The 24,969-nt window shown below is 71.7% G+C and carries 24 protein-coding genes; 10 read left to right on the top strand and 14 right to left on the bottom strand.

Going from position 1 to position 24,969, the window contains the following annotated elements; genetic code table 11:
* Positions 1 to 242: 242 nt before the first annotated feature.
* The 3 genes from ACN6LM_RS18930 to ACN6LM_RS18920 form a co-directional block, all read right to left on the bottom strand.
* The gene (locus ACN6LM_RS18930) at positions 243 to 866 is read right to left on the bottom strand and encodes a TetR/AcrR family transcriptional regulator (RefSeq protein ID WP_445066562.1); all 624 of its coding nucleotides are present in this window, start codon (positions 864 to 866) and stop codon (positions 243 to 245) included.
* The gene (locus ACN6LM_RS18925; RefSeq protein WP_445066561.1) at positions 863 to 1,690 is read right to left on the bottom strand and encodes a sugar phosphate isomerase/epimerase family protein; all 828 of its coding nucleotides are present in this window, start codon (positions 1,688 to 1,690) and stop codon (positions 863 to 865) included. Before ACN6LM_RS18925 ends, ACN6LM_RS18930 begins: the two co-directional genes overlap by 4 nt.
* Before the next feature lie 83 nt (positions 1,691 to 1,773).
* Positions 1,774 to 2,724: a Ppx/GppA phosphatase family protein gene (locus ACN6LM_RS18920; protein WP_445066560.1), complete on the bottom strand. Its 951-nt coding sequence runs from the start codon at positions 2,722 to 2,724 to the stop codon at positions 1,774 to 1,776.
* A 41-nt stretch (positions 2,725 to 2,765) separates the two neighbouring features.
* Between ACN6LM_RS18920 and ACN6LM_RS18915 the strand changes: the two genes are divergently transcribed.
* The gene (locus tag ACN6LM_RS18915) at positions 2,766 to 3,641 is read left to right on the top strand and encodes a hypothetical protein (protein WP_361033038.1); all 876 of its coding nucleotides are present in this window, start codon (positions 2,766 to 2,768) and stop codon (positions 3,639 to 3,641) included.
* Positions 3,642 to 3,645: 4 nt separating this feature from the next.
* Here ACN6LM_RS18915 and ACN6LM_RS18910 read toward each other — a convergent pair whose 3' ends face one another.
* Positions 3,646 to 5,472: a hypothetical protein gene (locus ACN6LM_RS18910; RefSeq protein ID WP_445066559.1), complete on the bottom strand. Its 1,827-nt coding sequence runs from the start codon at positions 5,470 to 5,472 to the stop codon at positions 3,646 to 3,648.
* A 134-nt stretch (positions 5,473 to 5,606) separates the two neighbouring features.
* Between ACN6LM_RS18910 and radA the strand changes: the two genes are divergently transcribed.
* Positions 5,607 to 7,019, top strand: coding sequence for a DNA repair protein RadA (gene radA / locus ACN6LM_RS18905; RefSeq protein ID WP_445066558.1), 1,413 nt, complete (start codon positions 5,607 to 5,609; stop codon positions 7,017 to 7,019).
* A gap of 122 nt (positions 7,020 to 7,141) precedes the next feature.
* Positions 7,142 to 8,266, top strand: coding sequence for a DNA integrity scanning diadenylate cyclase DisA (disA, locus tag ACN6LM_RS18900; protein ID WP_073966311.1), 1,125 nt, complete (start codon positions 7,142 to 7,144; stop codon positions 8,264 to 8,266).
* 36 nt (positions 8,267 to 8,302) lie between these two features.
* Here the strand turns inward: disA and ACN6LM_RS18895 are convergent, their stop codons facing one another.
* The gene (locus tag ACN6LM_RS18895; RefSeq protein WP_445066568.1) at positions 8,303 to 9,109 is read right to left on the bottom strand and encodes a hypothetical protein; all 807 of its coding nucleotides are present in this window, start codon (positions 9,107 to 9,109) and stop codon (positions 8,303 to 8,305) included.
* 294 nt (positions 9,110 to 9,403) lie between these two features.
* Here ACN6LM_RS18895 and ACN6LM_RS18890 point away from each other — a divergent pair, with 294 nt between their 5' ends.
* The 5 genes from ACN6LM_RS18890 (at position 9,404) to cseC (ending at position 13,947) form a co-directional block, all read left to right on the top strand.
* On the top strand, positions 9,404 to 10,306 hold the full coding sequence (locus tag ACN6LM_RS18890) for an A/G-specific adenine glycosylase (protein WP_445066557.1): 903 nt from the start codon (positions 9,404 to 9,406) through the stop codon (positions 10,304 to 10,306).
* A 306-nt stretch (positions 10,307 to 10,612) separates the two neighbouring features.
* Positions 10,613 to 11,161 carry a SigE family RNA polymerase sigma factor gene (locus ACN6LM_RS18885; RefSeq protein ID WP_164401226.1) on the top strand — a complete coding sequence of 183 codons (549 nt, stop codon included), beginning with the start codon at positions 10,613 to 10,615 and terminating at the stop codon, positions 11,159 to 11,161.
* Positions 11,149 to 11,874 (top strand): hypothetical protein, encoded by a 726-nt coding sequence (locus ACN6LM_RS18880; protein ID WP_445066556.1) that lies wholly within the window; start codon positions 11,149 to 11,151, stop codon positions 11,872 to 11,874. Before ACN6LM_RS18885 ends, ACN6LM_RS18880 begins: the two co-directional genes overlap by 13 nt.
* Before the next feature lie 10 nt (positions 11,875 to 11,884).
* Entirely contained in the window at positions 11,885 to 12,589 is a 705-nt protein-coding gene (gene cseB, locus ACN6LM_RS18875; RefSeq protein WP_445066555.1) for a two-component system response regulator CseB, read from the top strand.
* A complete protein-coding gene (gene cseC, locus ACN6LM_RS18870) occupies positions 12,586 to 13,947 on the top strand; it encodes a two-component system sensor histidine kinase CseC (RefSeq protein ID WP_445066554.1) in 1,362 nt (453 codons plus the stop codon). Before cseB ends, cseC begins: the two co-directional genes overlap by 4 nt.
* A gap of 56 nt (positions 13,948 to 14,003) precedes the next feature.
* Here the strand turns inward: cseC and ACN6LM_RS18865 are convergent, their stop codons facing one another.
* On the bottom strand, positions 14,004 to 15,587 hold the full coding sequence (locus tag ACN6LM_RS18865; RefSeq protein WP_445066553.1) for an MDR family MFS transporter: 1,584 nt from the start codon (positions 15,585 to 15,587) through the stop codon (positions 14,004 to 14,006).
* A gap of 124 nt (positions 15,588 to 15,711) precedes the next feature.
* On the opposite strand from ACN6LM_RS18865, the gene ACN6LM_RS18860 reads away from it, so the two are divergent.
* Entirely contained in the window at positions 15,712 to 16,296 is a 585-nt protein-coding gene (locus tag ACN6LM_RS18860; protein WP_445066552.1) for a TetR/AcrR family transcriptional regulator, read from the top strand.
* A 45-nt stretch (positions 16,297 to 16,341) separates the two neighbouring features.
* On the opposite strand, the gene ACN6LM_RS18855 is transcribed toward ACN6LM_RS18860, so the two are convergent.
* The 3 genes from ACN6LM_RS18855 to ACN6LM_RS18845 all read right to left on the bottom strand — a co-directional run bounded on the left by ACN6LM_RS18855 (position 16,342) and on the right by ACN6LM_RS18845 (position 21,501).
* Complete coding sequence (locus ACN6LM_RS18855; RefSeq protein ID WP_445066551.1) at positions 16,342 to 17,067, bottom strand: M23 family metallopeptidase; 726 nt, start codon at positions 17,065 to 17,067, stop codon at positions 16,342 to 16,344.
* A gap of 417 nt (positions 17,068 to 17,484) precedes the next feature.
* Positions 17,485 to 18,708 carry a PQQ-binding-like beta-propeller repeat protein gene (locus tag ACN6LM_RS18850; protein ID WP_445066550.1) on the bottom strand — a complete coding sequence of 408 codons (1,224 nt, stop codon included), beginning with the start codon at positions 18,706 to 18,708 and terminating at the stop codon, positions 17,485 to 17,487.
* Between the two features lie 267 nt (positions 18,709 to 18,975).
* Entirely contained in the window at positions 18,976 to 21,501 is a 2,526-nt protein-coding gene (locus tag ACN6LM_RS18845) for an ATP-dependent Clp protease ATP-binding subunit (RefSeq protein ID WP_445066549.1), read from the bottom strand.
* 441 nt (positions 21,502 to 21,942) lie between these two features.
* Here ACN6LM_RS18845 and ACN6LM_RS18840 point away from each other — a divergent pair, with 441 nt between their 5' ends.
* Positions 21,943 to 22,563, top strand: coding sequence for an SCO3374 family protein (locus tag ACN6LM_RS18840; protein WP_445066548.1), 621 nt, complete (start codon positions 21,943 to 21,945; stop codon positions 22,561 to 22,563).
* Here the strand turns inward: ACN6LM_RS18840 and ACN6LM_RS18835 are convergent.
* The 5 genes from ACN6LM_RS18835 to ACN6LM_RS18815 form a co-directional block, all read right to left on the bottom strand.
* Positions 22,542 to 22,877: a histone-like nucleoid-structuring protein Lsr2 gene (locus ACN6LM_RS18835; protein ID WP_018102272.1), complete on the bottom strand. Its 336-nt coding sequence runs from the start codon at positions 22,875 to 22,877 to the stop codon at positions 22,542 to 22,544. The two genes, ACN6LM_RS18840 and ACN6LM_RS18835, sit on opposite strands and share 22 nt — an antisense overlap.
* A 157-nt stretch (positions 22,878 to 23,034) precedes the next feature.
* Positions 23,035 to 23,592: an amino-acid N-acetyltransferase gene (locus tag ACN6LM_RS18830; protein WP_164401223.1), complete on the bottom strand. Its 558-nt coding sequence runs from the start codon at positions 23,590 to 23,592 to the stop codon at positions 23,035 to 23,037.
* A gap of 9 nt (positions 23,593 to 23,601) precedes the next feature.
* On the bottom strand, positions 23,602 to 24,045 hold the full coding sequence (locus ACN6LM_RS18825) for a BlaI/MecI/CopY family transcriptional regulator (RefSeq protein ID WP_445066547.1): 444 nt from the start codon (positions 24,043 to 24,045) through the stop codon (positions 23,602 to 23,604).
* A 120-nt stretch (positions 24,046 to 24,165) separates the two neighbouring features.
* The gene (locus tag ACN6LM_RS18820; protein WP_018102269.1) at positions 24,166 to 24,345 is read right to left on the bottom strand and encodes a hypothetical protein; all 180 of its coding nucleotides are present in this window, start codon (positions 24,343 to 24,345) and stop codon (positions 24,166 to 24,168) included.
* Between the two features lie 43 nt (positions 24,346 to 24,388).
* Positions 24,389 to 24,961: a hypothetical protein gene (locus ACN6LM_RS18815; protein WP_445066567.1), complete on the bottom strand. Its 573-nt coding sequence runs from the start codon at positions 24,959 to 24,961 to the stop codon at positions 24,389 to 24,391.
* Positions 24,962 to 24,969: the final 8 nt, after the last annotated feature.

Here is a 24,969-nt window from a genome sequence, read left to right as displayed (position 1 = left end):
GTCTTTTCGCTCCTTCTGCGTTGAAGACTGTTCTTGAGCGTACGCCGTCGGTGCCAGGATGTGGACCGGGTGTCCGCTATGCGGAAGCGTCCGCCCCGGACCCCGCGCCTCGAACGCCGGCGGCGCCGGTCTCTGCCCCTCGTCGCCGCGGATGTGCGGCGGCGAGGGCGGGATTCAGGCCCCCTGCGGCGATCGGGCAGCGGGGGTCCGGGGGCAGCGCCCCCGACGACGGTGCCGCGGGCTTACGGGGACGGCTCCGTCAGGTACCGCTGGAGCGTCGGGGCCACCATCGCGACGATCTTCTCCGGCGGCGCGGACGCCAGCGGCTCCGCCCCCAGCACGTACCGCAGTATCGCGATCCCCACCATGTGCGACGCCGCCAGCTCCGCGCGGAACGTCGCGTCCGGGATGTCCAGGCCCGCCGCCACGCGGTCCAGGAGGCGGCGCAGCACGAAGCTCCGGAGGACCTTCGCGGCGGCCTCGTGGGTGAGGGCGGAGCGGAGGACCGCGAGGAGGGGGGCCCGGGTCGCCGGGTTCTCCCAGATGCCGATGAAGGCGCGGGCCAGGCGTTCGCCCACGTTCTCGGCGTCCCCTTCGAGGACGGCCGGGACGAGCAGCGCGGGCTCGAAGGACAGCTCGATCGCGGCGGCGAAGACCTCGTCCTTCGTGCCGAAGTAGTGGTGGACCAGCGCGGAGTCGACGCCGGCCGCGCGGGCGATGCCCCGCACCGAGGTCTTGTCGTACCCGCGCTCGGCGAACTCCGTGCGGGCCGCCTCCAGGATGCGGGTGCGCGCGTCCGGGCCGGTGTCCGACGCGGCACGGGCGGGGCGGCCCCGGCGCCGGGGGCCGGTCGGGTCCGGCGTCATGAGCGGGGGGCGCGCTCGGTGGACGCGGCGAGGTGGAGCCGGGTGAAGGCGAGCGCCTCGGCGAGGTCGGCCTCGCGTTCGGCGGTGGACATCGCGCGGCGGGTGTTGACCTCGATGACCACGTGCCCGTCGAAGCCGGAACCGGCCAGCCGCTCCAGCAGTTCCGCGCAGGGCTGGTCGCCCCGGCCGGGCACCAGGTGCTCGTCCTTGTTGGACCCCTTGCCGTCGGCCAGGTGGACGTGGGCCAGCCGGTCGCCCATCCGGTCCACCATGGCCAGGCCGTCCGTGCGGGCGGTGGCGGTGTGCGACAGGTCCACCGTGAAGTGGCGGTAGTCGTCGTTGGTGACGTCCCAGTCGGGGGCGTACGCGAGCATCTCGCGGTCCCGGTAGCGCCACGGGTACATGTTCTCGACGGCGAACCGGACGTCCGTCTCGTCGGCCATCCGCCAGATTCCGGTGACGAAGTCGCGGGCGTAGTTGCGCTGCCACCGGAACGGGGGGTGGACGACGACCGTCGACGCGCCCAGCTTCTCGGCGGCGGCGCGGGCCCGCTGGAGCTTGACCCACGGATCGGTCGACCAGACCCGCTGGGTGATCAGCAGACAGGGCGCGTGCACGGCGAGTATCGGCACCTGGTGGTAGTCGGAGAGCCGGCGCAGCGCCTCGATGTCCTGACTGACCGGGTCGGTCCAGACCATGACCTCGACGCCGTCGTAACCGAGGCGCGCGGCGATCTCGAAGGCCGTCGCCGTCGACTCCGGATAGACCGAGGCCGTCGACAGGGCGACCTTCGCATCCGGGACGCGCACCACTGGTTCTGCCACGCAGACAGCGTACGGGCAGTGGTGCGCCCCACCCGAGGGAGAGCGGCGGAAAGTGACAAGGGCCGCACCACCGGCCCGCCCCCTCAGTCCAGCGCCGGTTCCCCGTCCGCCGGCAGGTGGTCCAGGCGGCGCAGGATCACACCCTCGCGCAGCGCCCACGGGCAGATCTCCAGCTCCTCCACGTCGAGCAGGTCCATCGCGCCCTCCGCGACCAGCGCCCCGGCCAGCAGCTGGGCGGCCCGGCCCTCGGACACGCCGGGCAGGGTCCCGCGCTCCTCGGCGGTCATCGCGGCCAGCTTCGGCACCCACTCCTCCAGCGCCTTGCGGCTGAGGGTGCGCGGCACGTCCTGGCCCTCGGCGGACCGGGCCGCACCCGCGATCCTGGCCAGCTGCTTGAACGTCTTGGAGGTGGCCACCACGTGGTCCGGGCGGCCGATGCGGGCGAAGTCGCCGACGCTGCGGGCGATGCGCGCCCGTACGTGCCGGCGCAGCGCCTTCACCTCGGCCGGGTCCGGCGGGTCGCCCGGCAGCCAGCCCGCGGTGAGGCGCCCGGCGCCCAGCGGCAGCGAGACCGAGGCGGCCGGTTCCTCGTCCATGCCGTACGCGATCTCCAGCGAGCCGCCGCCGATGTCGAGGACCAGCAGCTTGCCCGCCGACCAGCCGTACCAGCGGCGGGCGGCGAGGAAGGTGAGCCGGGCCTCCTCCGTACCGCTGAGGACCGCGAGGTCGACGCCCGTCTCGTCCCGGACCCGTTCCAGGACCTGGTCGGCGTTGCTCGCGTCGCGTACCGCCGAGGTGGCGAAGGCGAGGACGTCCTCGCAGCCCTTGTCCTCGGCGGCTTCGAGCGCACCCGCGACCGTACCGACCAGCCGCTCCACGCCCAGCGGGCCGATCGCGCCGTCCTCGTCGAGGAGTTCGGCGAGGCGCAGCTCGGCCTTGTGCGAGTGCGCGGGCAGCGGGCGGGCGCCGGGGTGGGCGTCCACCACCAGCAGATGAACCGTGTTCGACCCCACGTCGAGGACTCCGAGTCTCATACGGGGCACGCTACTGCGGCCGGCACACATACTCTGGGCCCGTGCCAAAGACGAAAAAGGCGAAGCCGGGCAAAGCCACGAAGAAGCGGGACATCGAGGCGGAGACCCCGCAGGACATCAAGCACGTGGAGAAGGTGGAGATGCGGACGCCGGCCGCGTCCGAGCCGGATCCCTCCGACGAGACGGAGCTCGACTTCGCGCGCGCCTGGGTGGAGTTCCCCGACCCCGCCGACGACGAGCAGGTCTTCCGCTGCGATCTGACCTGGCTGACGTCCCGGTGGACGTGCATCTTCGGCAGCGGCTGCCAGGGCATCCAGGCGGGCCGCGCCGACGACGGCTGCTGCACGCTGGGCGCCCACTTTTCGGACGAGGACGACGAGAAGCGGGTGGCCGGTCATGTCGCGCGCCTCACTCCTGAGCTGTGGCAGTTCCATGACGTGGGTACGGAGACGGGCTGGACGCAGACCGACGAGGACGGGGACCGCCAGACGCGTCGCTGGCAGGGCTCGTGCATCTTCCAGAACCGGCCGGGCTTCCCGGCGGGGGCGGGCTGCTCGTTGCACATCCTGGCGCTGCGGGAGGGCCGGGAGCCGCTGGAGACCAAGCCCGACGTGTGCTGGCAGCTGCCCGTACGGCGTACGTACGAGTGGATCGACCGGCCCGACGACACCCGGGTGCTCCAGGTGTCGATCGGTGAGTACGACCGGCGGGGCTGGGGTCCGGGCGGGCACGACCTGCACTGGTGGTGCACATCGGCGACCTCGGCGCACGGGGGCGGTGAGCCGGTGTACGTGTCGTACCGGCCGGAGCTCATCGAGCTGATGGGCAAGGAGGCGTACGACACGCTGACGGAGCTCTGCGAGCAGCGGCTCGCCTCGCTGCTGCCGATGGCCCCGCACCCGGCGGACCCGGCGTAGCACCTCAGTTCGCGGGGGGAGGGGTGCTCGGCCCCTTCGGCGGCGCGGGCGGCCCGGAGGAGCCGGTCGGGTCCGGGGTCGGGCTCGGGTCGGGCTCCGTCGGCGTCGGCGTCGTCGGACCGGGCGTCGGGGTGGAGGGATCCGGGGTGGGTTCCGGGTCCGGCGTACCGGTCCTCGGCGGGACCGGGCGCGGGTGGAGTCCGCGCGGTGAGGCGCCGGGGGTGGGCGCCTTGGCCCCGTAGCCGTGCAGGGCGACGACCGCGCCCGAGGGAGCGACGGTGAGGTGGGCGGTCCAGGGGCCTGCGGGCTGCCGCGCGTGGTCCACGAGGGCGCGGATCGTGACGCTGCCGCCGGCCGGGAGCCTGCCGGAGGTGCGGCTCAGGGTCACCCAGGGCCGGTCGGTGGCGGCGGTCCAGGAGACCGGCCCGGCCTTCGAGGCGGTGAGGGTGATCAAGGTGGCGGAACCGGCGGTGCGGGTCCGGACGGTGAGCCGGCCCTCGCCGTGGGCGGCGGGATCGCGGGAGGGGTCGGCACCCTTGCTGACGATCTCGGCGGAGACCTCCGGCAGCGAGTCGTCGCCGGTGAAGCGGGAGCCGCCGTCCGGGCGGGCGTTCCCGGCGTTCTCGTAGGGGGCGTAGGGGGTCTCGGCGCCACCACCGGTCCCGTTGTCGGCGGCGCTGACCGCCGAGCCGTCGCGGCCCTCGCCGGTGAGGGGCGCCCCCCGGTACGCGGACCACAGGGCGATGACGGGGGCGGCGACGACGGTGGCGACGACCGTCGTGGTCATGACCCGGGAACGCAGCCGGTCGCGGCGCGCGGCGTGGTCCTTGGGGTCCATGGGGAAGCCGGTGCGGTCGAAGCGGGGAGTGGCGGACCGATTCTTCAGGTGTTTCCGCGCGTGCAGCATGGCCACGTACGCGGAGGGGCGCGGCGCCTCCACGACCGGCAGCGCGGCGGCCGGGGCGACCGTCTTCCCGGGCCACGGCGCCTCGGCCCCGGCGCGCTCGGCGGCGCGGCGGCAGCGCGGGCAGTCGTCCACGTGCCGGACGAGTTCGCGGCGCAGCGTGGGCGAGAGGAGTGCGCGGTGGTCGCCGGTGAGCCGGGCGGCCGTGGGGCAGTTGCCCGTCTCCACGACGGCGAGGGCGGCCCGGGTCCGCTCGACCTCGCAGGCGGCGCCGGCCAGCAGCTCGCGGGCGGCCGTGGGCGCGAGGCCGAGGACGGCGGCGACGGCGTGCGGGGTCAGTCCGTGCCGGACGGCCAGCTCCAGCGCCTCTCGCTGCTCCGGGGTGGTGCCGGCGGCCTCGGGCCAGGCCAGCCGGGCCAGCTCCCGGCGGTGCGCCTCGGCGGCGGGGGCGCTCTCCGGGGCCTCCGGCGTGGCAGACGCGGCCGTGTGGGCGGCTGGTGACGCGGGGCGCGCCGCGCGCCGGGCCGGGCGGGCGGCCGTCGGGGTGCGGCGGTCCTCGTCCGCGGATCTGCGGTGCGGGGGGCGGGCGGGGTCCGGGCGGCGGTGGGCGCGGCGGCCCTGCTTCTGCTCGGTGAGCCGGCGCAGACACGTCCACCGGGCCAGGGCGTACAGCCAGGTTTTACGTTCCTCCTCGCCGGCCGGGCAGCGGGAGCCCTGCCGTTCGGCCAGGGCCAGGACGCCGCCCAGCGCTTCGGTGGCGGCGTCGTGGTCGCAGAGGACGGAGAGGCAGTAGGTGAAGAGGCCGTCGAGATGCGGCTCGTAACGGGCGGGCGGCTTCGGTGCGGCGTGCGAGGAGTGGGGCGCGCGATGCTGGCCCCGGTGTGCGCCGGGGGTGTTCGTCGGAGTCTCCAGCCTGCTGCTCGTCACCTAGCGACCGTAGGCACGGCGGACTCGCCCCTCGTACTCCTTGAGTAGATTTAACCCTTACGGGTGAACGTATCGCGCGATAAAGGACAGGCGTTCCCGGCCGCGTTGTCAGACCTCACCGATACGGTGGCGCCATGGCTGCCCGTACGAAATCCGCGAAGGACCGGCCGTCCTACCGCTGCACCGAATGCGGCTGGACCACCGCGAAGTGGCTCGGCCGCTGTCCCGAGTGCCAGGCGTGGGGGACGGTCGAGGAGTTCGGCGGCGCGCCCGCCGTCCGGACCACGGCGGCGGGGCGGGTCTCCACCGCCGCGCTGCCCATCGGCCAGGTGGACAGCCGGCAGGCCACCGCCCGGCCGACCGGTGTCGGCGAACTGGACCGGGTCCTGGGCGGCGGTCTGGTGCCCGGGGCCGTCGTGCTGCTCGCGGGCGAGCCGGGCGTCGGCAAGTCCACGCTGCTGCTCGACGTCGCGGCGAAGGCGGCGAACGACGAGCACCGCACCCTGTACGTGACGGGTGAGGAGTCGGCCTCCCAGGTCCGGATGCGGGCCGACCGCATCCACGCGATCAACGATCACCTGTACCTGGCGGCGGAGACCGATCTGTCGGCGGTGCTCGCCCACCTCGACGCGGTCAAGCCCTCACTGCTGGTCCTGGACTCGGTGCAGACCGTGGCCTCGCCGGAGATCGAGGGCGCGCCGGGCGGGATGGCGCAGGTCCGCGAGGTGGCGGGGGCGCTGATCCGGGCCTCCAAGGAGCGCGGGATGTCGACGCTGCTCGTGGGCCATGTCACCAAGGAGGGCGCGATCGCCGGGCCCAGGCTCCTGGAACACCTGGTGGACGTGGTGCTGTCGTTCGAGGGCGACCGCCATGCCCGGCTGCGTCTGGTGCGCGGCGTCAAGAACCGGTACGGGGCGACCGACGAGGTCGGCTGCTTCGAACTGCACGACGAGGGCATCACGGGCCTCGCCGACCCCTCCGGCCTGTTCCTCACGCGGCGCGACGAGCCGGTGCCGGGCACCTGCCTGACCGTGACGCTGGAGGGGAAGCGGCCGCTGGTGGCCGAGGTGCAGGCGCTGACGGTGGACTCGCAGATCCCGTCTCCCCGGCGGACCACCTCGGGTCTGGAGACCTCCCGGGTGTCGATGATGCTCGCGGTCCTGGAGCAGCGCGGCCGGATCAGCTCGCTGGGCAAGCGGGACATCTACAGCGCGACGGTGGGCGGTGTGAAGCTGTCCGAGCCGGCCGCCGACCTGGCGATCGCGCTGGCTCTGGCGAGCGCGGCGAGCGACACCCCGCTGCCGAAGAACCTGGTGGCGATCGGCGAGGTGGGGCTCGCGGGCGAGGTGAGACGGGTCACGGGGGTGCAGCGCAGGCTGGCCGAGGCGCACCGCCTGGGGTTCACGCACGCCCTGGTCCCGACCGATCCGGGCAAGGTCCCGGCCGGTATGAAGGTGACGGAGGTGGCCGACATGGGCGACGCGCTCAGGGCGCTCCCGCGCCGGACCCGCGCACAGGCCCCCCGGGAGGACGACGCGCGCCGGTAGACTTTGCCCTGGTCTCGCCCGTCCGTACGAACGGTACGAGGGACGTAGGGTCCTTCGATTGGACGGCCTGTTCCGACCGACAGGCCACGAGGGCACCGCAAACCTGTGACCGGAGGAGTGCAGTGGCAGCCAGCGACCGGGCAGCATCGCCCGGAAAGTCCGGCCAAACCACGGGCAACGAGGCGCTGATGCGCGCGTCGTTGAGCGCCGTCGCGCCCGGAATGGCCCTGCGGGACGGCCTGGAGCGCATTCTCCGCGGCAACACCGGTGGTCTGATCGTGCTCGGCATGGACAAGACCGTCGAGTCGATGTGCACGGGCGGCTTCGTGCTGGACGTGGAGTTCACCGCGACCCGGCTGCGGGAGCTGGCCAAGCTGGACGGCGCGCTGATCCTCGACAAGGACATGTCGAAGATCCTGCGCGCCGGTGTGCAGCTGGTCCCGGACGCGTCGATCCCCACCGAGGAGACCGGCACCCGGCACCGCACGGCGGACCGGGTCTCCAAGCAGTGCAATTTCCCGGTCGTCTCGGTCTCCCAGTCGATGCGCCTGATCGCGCTGTACGTGAACGGGGAGAGGCGGGTCCTGGAGGAGTCCGCGGCGATCCTGTCCCGCGCCAACCAGGCCCTGGCCACGCTGGAGCGGTACAAGCTGCGGCTGGACGAGGTCGCCGGGACGCTCTCCGCGCTGGAGATCGAGGACCTGGTGACCGTCCGGGACGTGACGGCGGTGGCCCAGCGCCTGGAGATGGTCCGCCGGATCGCGACGGAGATCGCGGAGTACGTGGTGGAGCTCGGCACCGACGGGCGGCTGCTCTCGCTCCAGCTGGACGAGTTGATCGCGGGCGTGGAGCCGGAGCGCGAGCTGGTCGTGCGGGACTACGTGCCCGAGCCGACCGCGAAGCGTTCGCGCACGGTGGCGGAGGCGCTGACCGAGCTGGACTCGCTGACCCACACGGAGCTGCTCGAACTCCCCGTCGTGGCGCGGGCGCTGGGCTACAGCGGCTCGCCCGAGACGCTGGACTCGGCGGTGTCGCCGCGCGGTTTCCGGCTGCTGGCGAAGGTGCCGAGGCTGCCGGGCGCGATCATCGACCGGCTCGTGGAACACTTCGGCGGTCTGCAGAAGCTGCTCGCGGCGAGCGTGGACGACCTCCAGACGGTGGACGGGGTCGGCGAGGCCAGGGCGCGCAGCGTGCGCGAGGGCCTGTCCCGGCTGGCCGAGTCGTCCATCCTCGAACGGTACGTGTAGGGCCCCGGCGCTCCCCCTGGGCACCGGGGCCGGTGCTCAGTCCTTCGCGAGGACGAACGAGGCGCGCTGCACGGGCTCGCCCGGCGCCTTGGCCTCCACGAGGTACGTGCCCGGCTTGGCCTTGCCCGCGGGTGGCGTCGCACACTTGGGGGCGCTCTGCGCCCGGTCCCACTTCACGCTGTGCACGACGGTCTTCCCGGCGGGCACCTCGATCAGGACGGGCTTCGGGTCGCGCGGGCAGTCCTTGGACGACCACAGCTCGTCGTCGTCCCCGCCCGCCTCGGTGACGGTGAGCACCGCGCTCTTCGGCCCGAAGTCGGCCTTGCAGGCGGTGGACGAGGTGTTCGTGACGAACAGCCGGAACGTGGGCTTCTCGTCGGGGGCGTAGCTGAGTTCGGTCTTCAGGGCGATCCGGATCGCGCCCGCAGCGCAGTCGGGGAGCGAGGAGCCGGCCGGTACGGGACGCGCGGCCGCCACTCCGTCCGTTCCGCCGGAGCCGGTGGAACCGGAAGCGGAACCCGAACCGGTTTCCTGGCCACCGCCGTTGGCGTCCGAGGAGTCCGAGCCGCCGCCCGTACCGGCGGAGCCGCCGCCCGAACTGCCGTCCTTGTCACCGCCGCTGCCGCCGGAGCCGTTGGACTCGCCGCTCCCGCCGGGCTGTTCGGTGATCGCGGGGCCGGAACGGGAGGGCCCGGGCGTGATGGAGCCCGCGGGGCCGGAGCCGGGCGCCTTGGAGTCGTCGTGGTGATCCCCGCCGCCGCCACCGGAGGTGACGGCCCATGCGATCAGCAGCGCGAGCAGCGCGACCAGGGCCGCCGCGACCGCCCTCCGTCGCCAGTAGATGCTGGAGGGTAGCGGACCGATCGGATTGCGCAGAGATCCCACGGCCCAAACTGTACGAGAGATCCGGCCCAACTCCCGCCCCACCCGCCGCCTTGATCCCCAAGTTTTGCGGATCATCATCCCGCGAGGGCCAGTTCGGGCACCATGAGCAGTCGATGTGACCACATGTGACGAAACGTTTACGCAGGGCGAGTGCGTCGAGATGGGCGGAGAACGGCCCATCGGCCAGTTGCCGCAACGGCTCGCGGGGCGTGGGGCCTCTTACCGGAACGCCGTGTCAGGATCGATGGTGCGATGACTGCCACGACTGCGACACAGACGCCCCCCGCCTCCCTCCACGCCCCCGTGATCGGTTGGTTCGACCAGCACGCCCGCGATCTGCCCTGGCGCCGCCCCGAAGCGGGGGCCTGGGGTGTGATGGTGAGCGAGTTCATGCTGCAGCAGACCCCCGTCAACCGAGTCCTCCCGGTGTACGAGCAGTGGCTCGCCCGCTGGCCGCGCCCCGCCGACCTCGCGGCCGAGCCGCCCGGCGAGGCGGTCCGTGCCTGGGGCCGGCTCGGCTACCCGCGCCGGGCGCTGCGCCTCCACGGGGCCGCCCAGGCGATAACGGAACGCCATGGCGGCGACGTACCGAGTGAGCACGCCCAGCTCCTCGCCCTGCCCGGCATCGGCGAGTACACGGCGGCGGCCGTGGCCTCGTTCGCGTACCGGCAGCGTCACGCCGTCCTCGACACCAACGTCCGCCGGGTCTTCGCACGGGCCGCGACCGGCATCCAGTACCCGCCGAACGCGACGACCGCAGCCGAGCGCAGGCTCGCCCGTGAGCTGCTGCCCGACGAGGACGAGCGGGCGGCCCGCTGGGCGGCGGCCACGATGGAGCTGGGCGCCCTCGTCTGCACCGCGAAGAACGAGGACTGCTCGCGGTGCCCGATCGCGGAGCAGTGCGCCTGGCGGCTGGCCGGGAAGCCCGCGCACCAGGGGCCGCCGCGCCGCGGCCAGACCTACGCCGGCACCGACCGGCAGGTGCGCGGCAGGCTCCTCGCCGTGCTGCGCGAGTCGGTCGGCCCGGTCCCGCAGGCGGCGCTCGACGCGGTGTGGGACGAGCCGGTGCAGCGGGCCCGCGCGCTGGACGGACTGGTCGCCGACGGTCTGGTCGAGCCACTGGCCGACCGGCGGTACCGGCTGCCGCTGACCTGAGGGAGCGGACCGTCTCCCCCGCGTAACAGCGTCCGCCCGCCTTCGTAACAACGGCCGACAGGGCCCGCCCGACCCGTGACAATGACGGGGCGGGCGGGCCCTTCGCACGTCCGGCGCGGGGTCCTTTGTCCGGTCTCCTCCCCGCGTTGTTACACAACCGATGGACAGCCGTGCGTCCGCGTACGGCTGCCCCGCACAGCCTCGTGACAACCGCTCCGTAGCGTCTGCGACGTCAGCCGGAACCGACCACCGGCGGGCAGCGGTACGAGCGGTTCACGGGGATCCACGGGGATGGAGGCGGTTGTGATGGCGCAGGGCGAGGTGCTCGGTTTTGAAGAGTACGTACGGACCCGGCAGGAGGCGCTGCTGCGCAGCGCGCGCCGGCTCGTCCCGGACCCCGTGGACGCCCAGGACCTGCTCCAGACCGCGCTGGCCCGCACCTACGGCCGCTGGGACCGCATCGAGGACAAGTCCCTCGCCGACGCCTACCTGCGCCGCGTCATGATCAACACCCGCACCGAGTGGTGGCGGGCGCGCAAGCTGGACGAGGTGCCCACCGAACAGCTGCCCGACGCCAGCGTCGAGGACGGCACCGAGCAGCGCGCCGACCGCGCCCTGCTCATGGACATCCTGGGCGTGCTGGCTCCCAAGCAGCGCAGTGTCGTCGTCCTGCGACACTGGGAGCAGATGAGCACGGAGGAGACGGCGGCGGCGCTCGGCATGTCGGCCGGTACGGTCAAGAGCACGCTGCACCGTGCGCTGGCGCGGCTGCGCCAGGAGCTGGAGAACAGGGAAGCGGCGAGCCGGGATGCCCGGCGCGCCGAGGAGCGGGGGCGGGAGCGGTGCGCGGCCTGACAGGCAGCGGTGACGACGGCACGGTCACCGGCACGACGGGCGGGGGAACGGCCGGCGTCGGCAGACGCCCGCTGACCGGCTGGGCGGCGAGCAGCGCGGCCCTGGCCGGCCTCGCCGTCTTCGGGCTGTTCGCCGTCAGCTGCTCTACCGGTGGCACCGGCACCCGGGACGAGGGCCCGGCGGGCGCCGAACCGGTCGTCCAGGTCACCCCGAGTACGACGGCCGCCGCCACGGCGAAGCCCGCGCCCCGGGTGGACGCCGTGGCGCTGCTGAAGGCGGACCCGAAGGTGAGCGGGCGGGTCCGGCTGGACCTGAAGGCGTGCAGCGGCGACGAGTATCCGGTGGACACCTCGTACGGCAGGATCACCGGCGGCTCGTCCGCCGACGTCGTGGTGAACGTGATGACCTGCGGCGACTCGGTGGGGGTCGGCACCTACGTCTACCGGCCGCGCGCCGACGGGACGTACGAGAACGTCTTCACCGTCGAGCAGCCCGCCGTCTACGGCACCATCGACCGCGGGGACCTGGTGGTGACGACCCAGGTGTACGAGAAGAAGGACTCCGTCGCCTATCCCTCGGGCGACGAGGTGATCACGTACCACTGGGCGAACGGCCGGTTCACCGAGCAGGACCGGGTGCGCAACGACTTCAACCGAGCCGTGGGCACGGGTGACGGGGACCTTCCCGAACCCACGGAACCGCCGAGGAACTGAGAGCTCTCCGATGGCCGAGACCCATGTGCTGTTCGTCGAGGACGACGACGTCATCCGCGAGGCCACCCAGCTCGCCCTGGAACGGGTGGGCTTCGCGGTCACCGCGGTGCCCGACGGAATGACCGGCCTGGAGGCGTTCCGGGCGGACCGGCCCGACATCGCGCTGCTCGACGTCATGGTCCCCGGCCTGGACGGGGTCAGCCTGTGCCGCCGCATCCGGGACGAGTCGACGGTCCCCGTGATCATGCTGTCGGCGCGGGCCGACTCGATCGACGTGGTCCTCGGTCTGGAGGCCGGCGCGGACGACTACGTCACCAAGCCGTTCGACGGGGCGGTCCTGGTGGCCCGGATCAGGGCGGTGCTGCGCCGCTTCGGCCATGCGTCGGGCGACCGGGCCGGCGGCGGGCAGCCGGAGCCGGAGGCCGTGGGCGGGGTGCTGGTCTTCGGGGACCTGGAGGTCGACACCGAGGGCATGGAGGTCCGCAGGGGCGGGGCGCAGGTGGCGCTGACCCCGACCGAGATGCGGCTGCTCCTGGAGTTCTCCACGGCGCCCGGCACCGTGCTCTCCCGCGACAAGCTGCTCGAACGGGTCTGGGACTACGGCTGGGGCGGGGACACCCGGGTCGTCGACGTCCATGTGCAGCGGCTGCGCACGAAGATCGGCCAGGACCGGATCGAGACGGTCCGCGGCTTCGGCTACAAGCTCCGGGCATGAGGCGGCCCTCCCTGCGGACGGGCGTCCGCTGGAAGATCAGCATCGCGATCGCGGCGGTCGGTGCGCTGATCGCCGTCGCGCTGAGCCTGGTGGTGCACAACGCGGCCCGCGTCTCGATGCTGGAGAACGCCCGCGAGGTCCAGCTGGAACGGCTGACCTACGCGCAGCTGCTGTACGAGGCGAAGAAGACGAAGAAGGCCGACCCCCGGTTCGGGGCGAAGCTCAACGATCCGACGATGCCGAAGAGCCTGCGCGAGGAGGTCCGGCGCAACCGCCGCGCCACGCATGTGGACGACTCCGGCGGGGTGCCCGACGTCTGGGCGGCCGTGCCGGTGGGCAACGGGAACGTGCTGTCGCTGCACACCCGGTTCGCGGACCGCTCGACCACGATCATGGGCGACCTGGACCGGGCGCTGATCATCGGTTCGGTCTCGGTGGTCCTCGGCGGCTCCGCGCTGGGTGTGCTGATCGGCGGCCAGCTCTCGCGCCGGCTGCGCAAGGCGGCCGCGGCCGCCGGGAAGGTGGCCCAGGGCAACACGGACGTCCGGGTCAGGGACGCGGTCGGCGGTGTCGTGCGCGACGAGACGGACGAGCTGGCCGGTGCGGTGGACGCGCTGACCGACGCGCTGAACGAGCGGATCGAGGCGGAGCGCCGGGTCACCGCGGACATCGCGCACGAGCTGCGGACGCCGGTGACCGGGCTGCTCACGGCGGCCGAGCTGCTGCCGCCGGGCCGCCCCACGGAGCTGGTGCGCGACCGGGCCCAGGCGATGCGCACACTGGTCGAGGACGTCCTCGAGGTGGCCCGGCTGGACAGCGCGTCGGAGCGGGCCGAGCTCCAGGAGATCGCGCTCGGCGAGTTCGTCAGCCGGCGGGTGGCGCTGCTGGACCCGGAGGTCCGGGTGCGGGTGGTCCACGAGTCCTGGGTCAACACGGACCCGCGCCGCCTGGAGCGCATCCTCGGCAACCTGCTGGGCAACGCGGCCAAGCACGGGTCGACCCCGGTGGAGGTCACGGTCGAGGGCCGGGTGGTCCGGGTCCGCGACCACGGGCCCGGGTTCCCGGCGGCGCTGCTGCGGGAGGGGCCGAGCCGGTTCCGTACCGGGTCGGCCGACCGGGCCGGGCGCGGGCACGGGCTGGGGCTGACGATCGCGGCGGGCCAGGCCCGGGTGCTCGGGGCCCGGCTGACCTTCCGGAACGCGGCCCCGGAGGGCGCGGCGGAGGGCGGCGGCGGGGCGGTCGCGGTGCTGTGGCTGCCCGAGCACGCGCCGACGGCCACGGGCAGCTATCCGATGCTCCAGTTCGCGGAGCACCGGAGCCCGGCGGAGTCGGAACCGGACGGCGGTAAGAGGGACTGACACGGGCGAGGGCCCCGGGGCGTGTGCCCCGGGGCCCTGCGTACATCCGTGTCCGGTCAGATCTCCGCGACCGCCGGGGCGGGCTTGGCCTCGGGCCCTGCGCCCCGCAGCGGGACCTCCTTGACGAACAGGGAGGCGACGACCGCGACCAGGCCGACGGACGCGCCGACGAGGAACGCGATGTGGGTGCCGGACGCCACCGCGAACTCGTACGCCTCGCGCACCGGCACCGGCAGCTTGGCCAGGCTCGCCGCGTCCAGCTGGGCGGAGTGCGAGGTGGCCGCGCCGCCGCCTCGCGAGGCCATCTCGTCCTGGACCCGGCCGGTGAACAGCGCGCCCATGATGGCGACGCCGAAGGAGCTGCCGAGCGTACGGAAGAGGGTGGTCGACGAGGATGCGACGCCCATGTCCTTCAGCTCGACGCTGTTCTGCGCGACGAGCATCGTGATCTGCATCAGGAAGCCCATGCCGGCGCCGAGCACCGCCATGTACAGCCCGGAGGTGAAGCGGCTGGTGCCGGTGTCCATCTGCGCGAGCAGGAAGAGGCCGATGACCATGAGGATCGAGCCCACGACGGGGAAGACCTTGTACTTGCCGGTGCTGGTGGTGACCCGGCCCGCGATGAGCGAGACGACCATCATGGACAGCAGCATCGGCAGGAGCAGCAGCCCCGAGTTGGTCGCGGAGGCGTGCTGCACGGACTGCTGGTAGAGCGGCAGGAACAGCACCGCGCCGAACATCACGAACCCGGCCATGAAGCCGACCACGGACATGAGCGTGAAGTTGCGGTTGCGGAAGATGTGGAGGGGGATCATCGGCTCGGCGGCCTTCGTCTCCACGAAGAGGAAGCCGGCCAGCGAGGCGACGCCGATCGCGATGAGCTCCATGATGACCGCGGAGTTCCAGTCGTACTCGGAACCGCCCCAGGTGGTGACCAGCACGATCGCGGTGATGCCGACGGTGAGCAGCGCGGCGCCGAGGTAGTCGACGTTCCGCTTGGTCCGCTCCCGCTTGGGCAGGTGCAGGACCGTGGTGATCATGATCAGCGCGACGGCGCCGAGCGGGAGGTTGATGTAGAAGCTCCAGCGCCAGCCGAGGTGGTCGGTGATGGTGCCGCCGACCAGCGGTCCGCCGATCATGGCGATGGCCATCACGCCGGCCATCATGCCCTGGTACTTGCCGCGCTCGCGGGGCGGCACGAGGTCGCCGATGATCGCCATGACACCGACCATCAGACCGCCGGCGCCGAGGCCCTGGACGGCCCGGAAGCCGATCAGCTGGCCCATGTCCTGGGCCATGCCGCTGAGGACCGAGCCGATCAGGAAGATCACGATGGACGTGAGGAAGATGCCCTTGCGCCCGTACATGTCGCCGAGCTTGCCCCAGATGGGCGTGGACGCGGCGGTGGCCAGGGTGTAGGCCGTGACGACCCACGAGAGGTGTTCGAGGCCGCCGAGGTCACCGACGATGGTCGGCATCGCGGTGCCGACGATCAGGTTGTCGAGCATCGCCAGCAGCATGGCGATCATCAGGGCGAGCACCACCACCCGGACGCTGCGCTCCGGCGGAGCCGGTGGCTCCGCCTTCGTGGCCGGTGGGCCGCCCGCCTTCCCGTCCGCCGTCTTGATCAGGTCCGCCATCTTCCCCAACTCCCCAGTCAACTTCACCACCGGGCCCTTACTTGCCGCCCGGCTAGTTGCTTACACTGGAGGAAGGTAGACCCGTAACTAGCCGGGCGTCAAGTAAGTTATTTGGGAGAGCACCATGGGCAGCACGCCGCAGCCGCGCCGGGGCAACACTCGCCAGCGCATCCAGGACGTCGCCCTGGAGCTCTTCGCCGAGCAGGGTTACGAGAAGACCTCGCTCCGGGAGATCGCCGGGAAGCTGGACGTCACCAAGGCGGCGCTCTACTACCACTTCAAGACCAAGGAAGACATCCTCGTCAGCATCTTCGAGGACCTGAACCGGCCGGTGGAGGAGCTGATCGCCTGGGGCGGGACGCAGCCGCGCACCCTGGAGACGAAGACGGAGATCCTCCGCCGCTACAGCGACGCGCTGGCCCAGGCGGCCCCGCTCTTCCGCTTCATGCAGGAGAACCAGGCGACCGTACGGGACCTGAGCATCGGCGGGACCATCAAGAACCGGGTCCTGGGCCTGGTGGACCTGATCAAGGAACCGGGCGCGCCGCTCACCGACCAGGTGCGGTGCTTCAGCGCACTCATCACCCTGCACGCCGGGATGCTCGCCCTGCAGGACGTCGGAGGCGACCCCGAGGAGAAGCGCAAGGCCACTCTCGAAGTCGCCGTCGAGCTGGTCACCCGGGCCCACGACCCGGAAACCCCCCGGTGACCCCGCTCGGAGGCGGGGGCCGGGGGGCCGGGGGCACGGGCCGGATCAGACGTTGATGCCGTGCTTGTGCAGGAAGTTGACCGGGTTGACCGCCGAACCGTAGTTCGGGGTGGTCCGGATCTCGAAGTGCAGGTGCGGGCCGCTGGAGTTGCCGGTGTTGCCGGACAGGGCGATCTTCTCGCCCTTCTTCACGTGCTGGCCGATGTGCACGTCGATCTTGGACAGGTGCGCGTACTGCGAGTACGTGCCGTTGCCGTGCGAGATCACGATGGCGTTGCCGTACGCGGGGCCGTCGCCGCCGCCGTTCGGGCCGGCCTTCACGATCGTGCCGCTGTGGGCGGCCTCGACCTTGGTGCCGATCGGCACGGCGAAGTCCTGGCCGGAGTGCTTGTGGGCCCAGCGGCTGCCGTCGTTGCCGAAGCTGGCGCTCAGCTCGTAGTGGTTGACCGGGGCCTCCCACGGAAGCTTGGCGATGGCCTTCTTCTTGGCGGCGGCCTTCTTCTTCGCGGCGGCGGCCTTCTTCTTGGCTTCCTCGGCCTTCTTGGCCGCGGTGTGCTCGGCGGCCTTGCCCTGCGCGGCGGCCTGCTTGGCGACCGAGTCGGCGGTGGCCGAGCTGACCAGAGCCGGGGCCTGGGGGGCGTCCGCAGTGCCGGCCGCGAACGCAGCGCCCGCGCCGAGAACCATCGACGTCCCCAGGCCGGCTGCCACGACGGCTCCACGGACACGGGACACGGACGGGCGGCGGGACTGGAACGTAACGCGCTTCGACATAAGCGGAAATCCTCCGGAGGTGACTGGACCCGGCGGTGTGCCGGGCTGGCCATACCTTGGTAACCCGCACCCCCGCCGGTGCTCAAACACCCCATCTACGATCAAAAGCCGTAGAAAGCACCCCGGGAATGCGCCCGGAAGACCCCCGTCCACCCCCTCCGGAAGACCCTCGGAAGTCCTCCCCCGGAACAGGTTTACGCCCAGTTCCACACCGACCCAACCGGACATACGCCCCCTGTCGGGGCATACGGGCCAGGGCGCGCGGAGGGCCCGTCCGCCGCAGGGCCGAAAGGCCCCCGACGGATCGGGCCCGTCGCTCCTATGGCGGCTAGTAGGCCCGGAACGGCCTGTGCGCCTTGTCACCGGCGGTGGGACCGAAGGCCGTCCGTTTCGGGACCTTCGGCCCGGCGCCGAGCGCTATCCCACGGGCAGCCCGGTCACCTTCTCGGCGTGCAGCGCGACCAGGTGCCTGCCGCCCGAGGCCAGGTACCAGCGGTCGAGGTCGCCGGAGCCGTCGTTGTACGTCCACAGCAGCTTGCCGTCGGCCGGGTCGAAGGCGTGGATGCCGCCGTACTTGTCGAACTGGGTGGCTCCGTAGAGGACGCCGCCCACCTTGGCGAACTGCCAGGGGGCCGCGATCTCCAGGCTCTCCTCGTTGTGCCAGTGGCGCTTTCCGGTCGCCGGGTCGACCGCCCACAGGGCGTGGCCGGTGTCCGAGACGTAGAGGACGCCGTCCAGGACGGCCGGGTCGTTGAACCGGCTGTACTTCTCGGTCGCGAAGGACCAGCGCTCGGCGCCCGTCTCCAGGTCGAAGGCACGCATCTTCTCCCGGGTCGCGATGATGACCAGGCCCTCGTGGACCTCGAAGCCGCGGTTGCCGGTGCGGCCGATCTTCTTCGTCCACACCTGGTGGCCGGTCGCGGTGTCGCGGACCGTGAGGTTCTCGCGGAAGTCCGTGTAGACGAGGCGCTTGCCGGAGACCCGTGCGGTGAGGCCGTTCGTCTCGGTGCCGTGGTCGCGCTGCTCGCGCCAGACGACCTTGCCCGAGGAGGTGTCGATGGCGGCGATCACGTTGTCGGGGGTCCGGAAGTCCTTGTCCAGGATCCCGGCGACGACGTAGACGTGGCCGGCGTCGGCGGCGATGACCCGGGGCTGGGAGTACTCCTTGTCGCCGAGCCGGCTGCGCCAGGTGTCCTTGCCCGTCCTGGGGTCGAGACCGATGACGTTGCCGTCGTACCGGGCGCTGGCCAGGTACAGGGTGCCGTTGCCGATGAGCATGCTCGCGCCGGGGGTGGTCACCTCGGCCCGGGACCAGAGCTCCTTGCCGGTGGACAGGTCACGGGCCACCAGCGGGTCACCGGAGACCAGCACCACGTCGTCGACCACGGCGACCGCGGATATCCAGGCCAGACCGTCGTACGTGGCGGCGTGCTGCCAGGCCGGCTTCGGCTTCCCGCCCGGCTCGGGGGCGGCACCCCCGGGCTTCCCGGACTCGCCCGGCTTCGCCGAACCGGAGCCGCCGCCCTCGGCCGGCTCCTCGGCCGGGCCGCATGCCGCGGTCCCGGCACCGAGCAGGGCCAGCCCCGCTCCGGCTCCGGCCAGCCTGATCATCCGCCTGCGCGACACGTCGCCTCTGCCCATGGCGTGCCCGCCCCCCTCGTTCGTTACGTGATCCCGGGCTCTTCATTCGCAATCGAGAAGCCCTCTCGGGCAGGCCGCCCGAAGCGGGGTCAGCGTAACCAGCGGTTTTCGGTCAATGCGCGTAGCGAACGCGACCGGAACGTTCCTGTGACGCCGCTGTCACCGTGTCCGGGACGCGAAAAGGGGCGGCCCCGGCCGGTCGAAACCGGTCCGGGGCCGCCCCTTCGGACGCTCGGGCGCTACTGCCGGGGTGGCAGAAGGCGCCTGTCACGCTTCCTTCGTCATGTTCGGGCCGCCGCCCGCCGCCTGCTCGATCGGCGGGACGTCGGGCAGAGCCGACTTCTCCTCGCCGCGGAAGGTGAACTTCTCCTCGTCGCCCTCGCCCTCGCTGCCGACGACCACGATGTGGCCGGGACGCAGCTCGCCGAAGAGGATCTTCTCCGAGAGGACGTCCTCGATCTCGCGCTGGATCGTCCGGCGCAGCGGCCGGGCGCCCATCACGGGGTCGTAGCCCTTCTTGGCCAGCAGCTTCTTGGCGTCCGTGCTGAGCTCGATGCCCATGTCACGGTCCTTGAGCCGCTCGTCCACCTTCGCGACCATCAGATCGACGATCTCGATGATGTCTTCCTGGCTGAGCTGGTGGAAGACGACCGTGTCGTCCACACGGTTGAGGAACTCGGGCCGGAAGTGCTGCTTGAGCTCTTCGTTGACCTTGACCTTCATCCGCTCGTAGTTCGTCTTGACGTCGCCCTGGGCGGCGAAGCCCAGGTTGAAGCCCTTGGAGATGTCCCGGGTCCCGAGGTTGGTCGTCATGATGATGACCGTGTTCTTGAAGTCCACGACCCGGCCCTGGGAGTCGGTCAGGCGACCGTCCTCCAGGATCTGGAGCAGGGAGTTGAAGATGTCGGGGTGGGCCTTCTCGACCTCGTCGAAGAGGACGACGGAGAACGGCTTGCGGCGCACCTTCTCGGTGAGCTGGCCGCCCTCCTCGTAGCCCACGTAGCCGGGGGGCGAACCGAAGAGGCGCGAGACCGTGTGCTTCTCGCTGAACTCCGACATGTCGAGGGAGATCAGCGCGTCCTCGTCGCCGAACAGGAACTCGGCGAGCGTCTTGGACAGCTCGGTCTTACCGACACCGGACGGGCCGGCGAAGATGAACGAGCCACCGGGGCGCTTCGGGTCCTTCAGGCCGGCCCGCGTACGGCGGATCGCCTGCGAGAGCGCCTTGATGGCGTCCTTCTGCCCGATGACGCGCTTGTGGAGCTCGTCCTCCATGCGCAGCAGCCGGGAGGACTCCTCCTCGGTCAGCTTGAAGACGGGGATGCCGGTGGCGGTGGCCAGGACCTCGGCGATGAGCTCGCCGTCGACCTCGGCCACGACGTCCATGTCGCCGGCCTTCCACTCCTTCTCGCGCTTGGCCTTCGCCGCCAGCAGCTGCTTCTCCTTGTCGCGGAGGGAAGCCGCCTTCTCGAAGTCCTGGGAGTCGATGGCCGACTCCTTGTCGCGGCGGACGCCCGCGATCTTCTCGTCGAACTCACGGAGGTCCGGCGGCGCGGTCATCCGGCGGATGCGCATCCGGGAACCGGCCTCGTCGATCAGGTCGATCGCCTTGTCCGGCAGGAAGCGGTCCGAGATGTAACGGTCGGCCAGCGTCGCGGCCTGGACCAGCGCCTCGTCCGTGATGGACACGCGGTGGTGGGCCTCGTAGCGGTCGCGCAGACCCTTGAGGATCTCGATGGTGTGCGGCAGCGACGGCTCCGCGACCTGGATCGGCTGGAAGCGGCGCTCCAGCGCGGCGTCCTTCTCCAGGTGCTTGCGGTACTCGTCCAGCGTGGTCGCACCGATGGTCTGGAGCTCGCCTCGCGCCAGCATGGGCTTGAGGATGCTCGCGGCGTCGATCGCGCCCTCGGCGGCGCCCGCACCCACCAGGGTGTGGAGCTCGTCGATGAACAGGATGATGTCGCCGCGGGTGCGGATCTCCTTGAGGACCTTCTTCAGGCGCTCCTCGAAGTCACCGCGGTAGCGGGAGCCGGCGACCAGGGCGCCGAGGTCGAGGGTGTAGAGGTGCTTGTCCTTGAGGGTCTCGGGCACCTCGCCCTTGACGATGGCCTGGGCCAGGCCCTCGACGACCGCCGTCTTGCCGACGCCGGGCTCGCCGATGAGCACCGGGTTGTTCTTCGTACGGCGGGAAAGCACCTGCATGACCCGCTCGATCTCCTTCTCGCGCCCGATGACCGGGTCGAGCTTGGATTCGCGGGCGGCCTGCGTGAGGTTGCGGCCGAACTGGTCGAGCACCAGCGACGTGGAGGGCGTGCCCTCCGCGGGACCGCCCGCGGTGGCGGCCTCCTTGCCGCCGGAGTACCCGGACAGCAGCTGGATGACCTGCTGGCGCACCCGGTTCAGGTCGGCGCCGAGCTTCACGAGGACCTGGGCGGCGACGCCCTCGCCCTCACGGATCAGGCCGAGCAGGATGTGCTCCGTGCCGATGTAGTTGTGGCCGAGCTGGAGGGCCTCGCGGAGCGACAGCTCCAGGACCTTCTTGGCTCGGGGCGTGAAGGGGATGTGTCCGGACGGGGCCTGCTGGCCCTGGCCGATGATCTCCTCCACCTGCTGGCGGACCGCCTCGAGCGAAATCCCGAGGCTCTCCAGGGCCTTAGCGGCGACACCCTCACCCTCGTGGATCAGGCCCAGGAGGATGTGCTCGGTGCCGATGTAGTTGTGGTTGAGCATCCGGGCTTCTTCCTGAGCCAGGACGACAACCCGCCGCGCGCGGTCGGTGAACCTCTCGAACATCGTTAATCGCTCCTCAGAGCGGTCAGGCAGTAAGGGGTCGGTCCCCTCCCTGTCCTTCCGCAGCTTAGTCCCGCAAGCGGGGACCGCTCATTTCGACTGCCGACACACGGCCTTGCTTCCTGGCGGATGCCCCGCCCCGAACGCCGACAACTCCTCCAACCCGATGGTGCGAGACGATGTTCCCGCAGGCCAGGCCAATACCCCAGTCGCCAGTACGCCGATGGCGAACGTGAGACGTGCATGGCATGCGTGTCGCCCCTCCCCACTAGGGATGTCTTACCCGCAATTACAGACAGTCCATGCGGCGTACGCGGGTTCCCTCCGCTACGGGCGAACATCTTCGTACTCCTGAATGCGCCCGTACGCCCCCAACCCGGACACCCTATGCGTTTGCACGTGCGCGGTACGTAACCTGCGAGGCCGGTCGGGGGTTGTTCCGTCATGACTCTCACCGTGCCGCCGCCCCGCGTCCCGCCCTCCGTCGAGCTGGGCGGTGACCTCCGGGGCGAGCCGTGCAACGGCTGGGCCGGGTGGTACGAGCGGGAGATGGGCTGGGCCACGGCGGGCGGTTCACCGGTGCGGCTGCTGACCGGGCTGCGGTTCGACGTGCTCGTCGTCCCCGCCGTCGCCGGGCACGCGGCGCTGCGGCGGGTGGGCCCTACGGGGCCGGTGGCGCTCATGGGGCTGCGGATGAGCCTGCTGGTGGCGCCGGGAAGCGCGGAGGAGCTGCCGGGGCTGCTCGACTGGCTGGAGTGGGGCGGGGTCGCGCTGTCGCTGACCGGTCTGGGCGCAGGCGGGCGGATCACCGCTCCGCCGCCGCCGGGACGTCCGGTGGAGCCGGGGGCCGCCTCCTGGCTGCGGCCCCCCAGGCCGTCACGGGAACAGGACGAAGCGCCGGTTCTCCCGGCCTTCTCCGGCTTCGGGAGCAGGCGTGGTGACGCTCCCGACCTCGTCCGGCTCGTGGACGCCGTGGCGACGGAATGCCACCGGGCCCGACTGGCGCGCGCCCGGGCGGGCTTGTTCCACGATGAGCCCGTGGCTCAGCCGTTGGCCTTCTCGTAAGCCTCGCGGATCTCGGCGGGGACGCGGCCGCGGTCATTCACATTGTGGCCGTTCTCGCGGGCCCACTTACGGATCTCGGCGGTGTCCTTGTTGCCACCGGAGACGGCGCGGCCCTTGCCGCGTCCCGACGCCGCACGGCCACCGGTACGCCGGCCGTTCTTCGCGTAGGGCTCGAGAAGGGAACGCAGCTTGTCCGCGTTGCTGGTGGTGAGGTCGATCTCGTACGTCTTGCCATCCAGCGCGAACGTCACCGTCTCGTCCGCCTCGCCACCGTCGAGGTCGTCAACAAGAAGGACCTGAACCTTCTGTGCCACCGGATTTCCTTTCATCGAAAATGGAGTACGCGGAAAGGAAACCGCTTTTCCCCGGAAAACACAAACCCTCGGGAGAGGTTCAGCAGCTCAAGGAGACGGGAAACGTGCGCGATTCGGACATAGAGGCGCAGCCCCCCTCTTCCCGCTCTTCGCGCGGTCACAGGTGCAGAAGCATCCGGCTGTTGCCCAAGGTGTTCGGCTTCACTCGTTCGAGACCGAGGAACTCCGCGACTCCCTCGTCATAGGAACGCAGCAGCTCGCTGTAGACATCTCCGTCGACGGGCGTCTCTCCGATCTCCACGAAGCCGTGCTTCGCGAAGAAGTCGACTTCGAAGGTGAGACAGAAAACCCGGCGGACACCCAGCCAGCGGGCGGTCCGCAGCAGCTTGTCGAGGACCTGGTGGCCCACTCCCGCGCCCTTGAGGCCGTGGTCGACGGCGAGCGTGCGGACTTCGGCGAGGTCTTCCCACATGACGTGCAGCGCACCGCAGCCGACGACCGAGGCGTCCTCGTCCCGTTCGGCGATCCAGAACTCCTGGATGTCCTCGTAAAGCGTCACCGTGGCTTTGTCGAGGAGGATGCCTTCCCGCACGTAGCCGTCGAGGAGACGGCGGACGGCGGGTACATCGCTCGTCCGTGCGCGCCGGACGGTGATGGCCACGTTTATAACCGACGGTTCGGTCCGGAAATCGGTTTGCGGAAGCTCTGAGGACATACCCAGACGCTATCGCCCGGCCCCCGGCTCCGCGCCATCGGCCGCTTCACCGGCTTCGTCATCCCCTGCTCCGCCCGCGCCGTCCCCGGGAAGAACGGGCAGAACGATCCGCATCGCGTCGCGCAGAGCCTCGCGCTGCTCGGCCGACATCATCCCGAAGAACGCGACCAGCGCGGCCGCCGGGTTGTCGCTGAGCGACCAGGCTTCGTTCATCAGGGCGGCGGCGTATGCGGCGCGGGTGGAGACGGCCGTATATCGATATGCGCGGCCCTCCACTTCGCGGCGGACCCAGCCCTTCTGATGGAGATTGTCCATTACCGTCATGACGGTGGTGTAGGCGATGGACCGCTCCCGCTGGAGGTCCTCCAGGACTTCCCGCACGGTGACCGGGCGGTTCCATTCCCAGACCCGTGTCATCACGGCGTCTTCGAGCTCTCCCAATTGTCGGGGCACAGCGTCACCTTAGTGCCAGATGTCTGGAATGCGTAGCTATTTACACAGCGAAAGGGCGTACGACTCCTCGGGAGTCGTACGCCCTTTCGCATACGGGAGCGCCGGGCGCGCCCGAAGGGGTCAGGCCCCTTCGGTGCGCGGGGTCTGCTGAACCGACTCGGCGCGGCTGATCGCCGCGTCCACGGCCGCGTCCTCCTTGGCCTTGTTGGGGCCGCCCTGGCTCTTGACGATCGTCACGACCAGGCCGATGAAGAAGGCGGCCATCACCACGGGGGGCACGAGCGCGGATACGTAGTCCATGCCCTCCAGAGTAGCGAGCCGCCTCCCGGCCTCCGGAGAGGCCCTACCCCGCGCGGCGCTGCGGTGGCTGCGGCACGGGGCGGCGCGGCGGGAAGACCTCGGAGGGTTTCGGCGCCGGGCGCTCGGACGGCGGTACGGGGCGGGCCGGGGCCGGAGGCGTCTTCGGCCTGTCCGGCTCGGCAGCGCGCCCGCCGGGCAGCGCGAGCAGCCGGCTGCGGGGCGCCGGGGCGGTCGCGGGCACGGCCCGTCCGGCGAGCCGGGCGCGTACGGAGCGCTCCGCGATCATCTGGCAGCGCTCCAGGAGGGCGGCGGCGAGCGGGCCGCCACGCAGGGCGCGCAGGGCCGCCAGGTCCTCGGAGAGCGGGTCGTACCCGGCGGCCAGGGCGTCCTGGAGGAGCTCCAGATAGCCGGTGCGGGAGCCGGGGAGGGCGTCGCGGTAGCGGGCGAGGTCGGCGAGGAGGAAGGCGCGCAGCCGTCCGGCCTCGGCGACGGCCTCGTCCACGCTGCCCGCCAGCCGCAGGCAGTCCTGGACATCCTCGTCGGGCAGGGGCGCGGGGTGCAGCGCGAAGGCGAGGGCGCGTCGGAGCACTCGCAGCTCGTCCGCGCTGAAGGCCATACCGCCGC

The sequence above is a fragment of the Streptomyces sp. SAS_281 genome, from assembly GCF_052542855.1.
The sequence above is the reverse complement of the archived record's forward strand: the minus strand, read 5'-3'. Positions and strand labels throughout refer to the sequence as shown.

Excerpts from the sequence above, each read along its gene's own strand:
- ACN6LM_RS18865 (WP_445066553.1), bottom strand. The coding sequence starts at position 15,587 with ATGGCGGACCTGATCAAGACGGCGGACGGGAAGGCGGGCGGCCCACCG.
- ACN6LM_RS18815 (WP_445066567.1), bottom strand. The coding sequence starts at position 24,961 with ATGGCCTTCAGCGCGGACGAGCTGCGAGTGCTCCGACGCGCCCTCGCC.
- ACN6LM_RS18855 (WP_445066551.1), bottom strand. The coding sequence starts at position 17,067 with ATGTCGAAGCGCGTTACGTTCCAGTCCCGCCGCCCGTCCGTGTCCCGT.
- ACN6LM_RS18830 (WP_164401223.1), bottom strand. The coding sequence starts at position 23,592 with ATGTCCTCAGAGCTTCCGCAAACCGATTTCCGGACCGAACCGTCGGTT.
- radA (WP_445066558.1), top strand. The coding sequence starts at position 5,607 with ATGGCTGCCCGTACGAAATCCGCGAAGGACCGGCCGTCCTACCGCTGC.
- ACN6LM_RS18845 (WP_445066549.1), bottom strand. The coding sequence starts at position 21,501 with ATGTTCGAGAGGTTCACCGACCGCGCGCGGCGGGTTGTCGTCCTGGCT.
- ACN6LM_RS18840 (WP_445066548.1), top strand. The coding sequence starts at position 21,943 with ATGACTCTCACCGTGCCGCCGCCCCGCGTCCCGCCCTCCGTCGAGCTG.
- ACN6LM_RS18920 (WP_445066560.1), bottom strand. The coding sequence starts at position 2,724 with ATGAGACTCGGAGTCCTCGACGTGGGGTCGAACACGGTTCATCTGCTG.
- ACN6LM_RS18850 (WP_445066550.1), bottom strand. The coding sequence starts at position 18,708 with ATGGGCAGAGGCGACGTGTCGCGCAGGCGGATGATCAGGCTGGCCGGA.
- ACN6LM_RS18885 (WP_164401226.1), top strand. The coding sequence starts at position 10,613 with ATGGCGCAGGGCGAGGTGCTCGGTTTTGAAGAGTACGTACGGACCCGG.
- cseB (WP_445066555.1), top strand. The coding sequence starts at position 11,885 with ATGGCCGAGACCCATGTGCTGTTCGTCGAGGACGACGACGTCATCCGC.
- ACN6LM_RS18820 (WP_018102269.1), bottom strand. The coding sequence starts at position 24,345 with ATGGACTACGTATCCGCGCTCGTGCCCCCCGTGGTGATGGCCGCCTTC.
- ACN6LM_RS18860 (WP_445066552.1), top strand. The coding sequence starts at position 15,712 with ATGGGCAGCACGCCGCAGCCGCGCCGGGGCAACACTCGCCAGCGCATC.
- ACN6LM_RS18930 (WP_445066562.1), bottom strand. The coding sequence starts at position 866 with ATGACGCCGGACCCGACCGGCCCCCGGCGCCGGGGCCGCCCCGCCCGT.
- cseC (WP_445066554.1), top strand. The coding sequence starts at position 12,586 with ATGAGGCGGCCCTCCCTGCGGACGGGCGTCCGCTGGAAGATCAGCATC.
- ACN6LM_RS18890 (WP_445066557.1), top strand. The coding sequence starts at position 9,404 with ATGACTGCCACGACTGCGACACAGACGCCCCCCGCCTCCCTCCACGCC.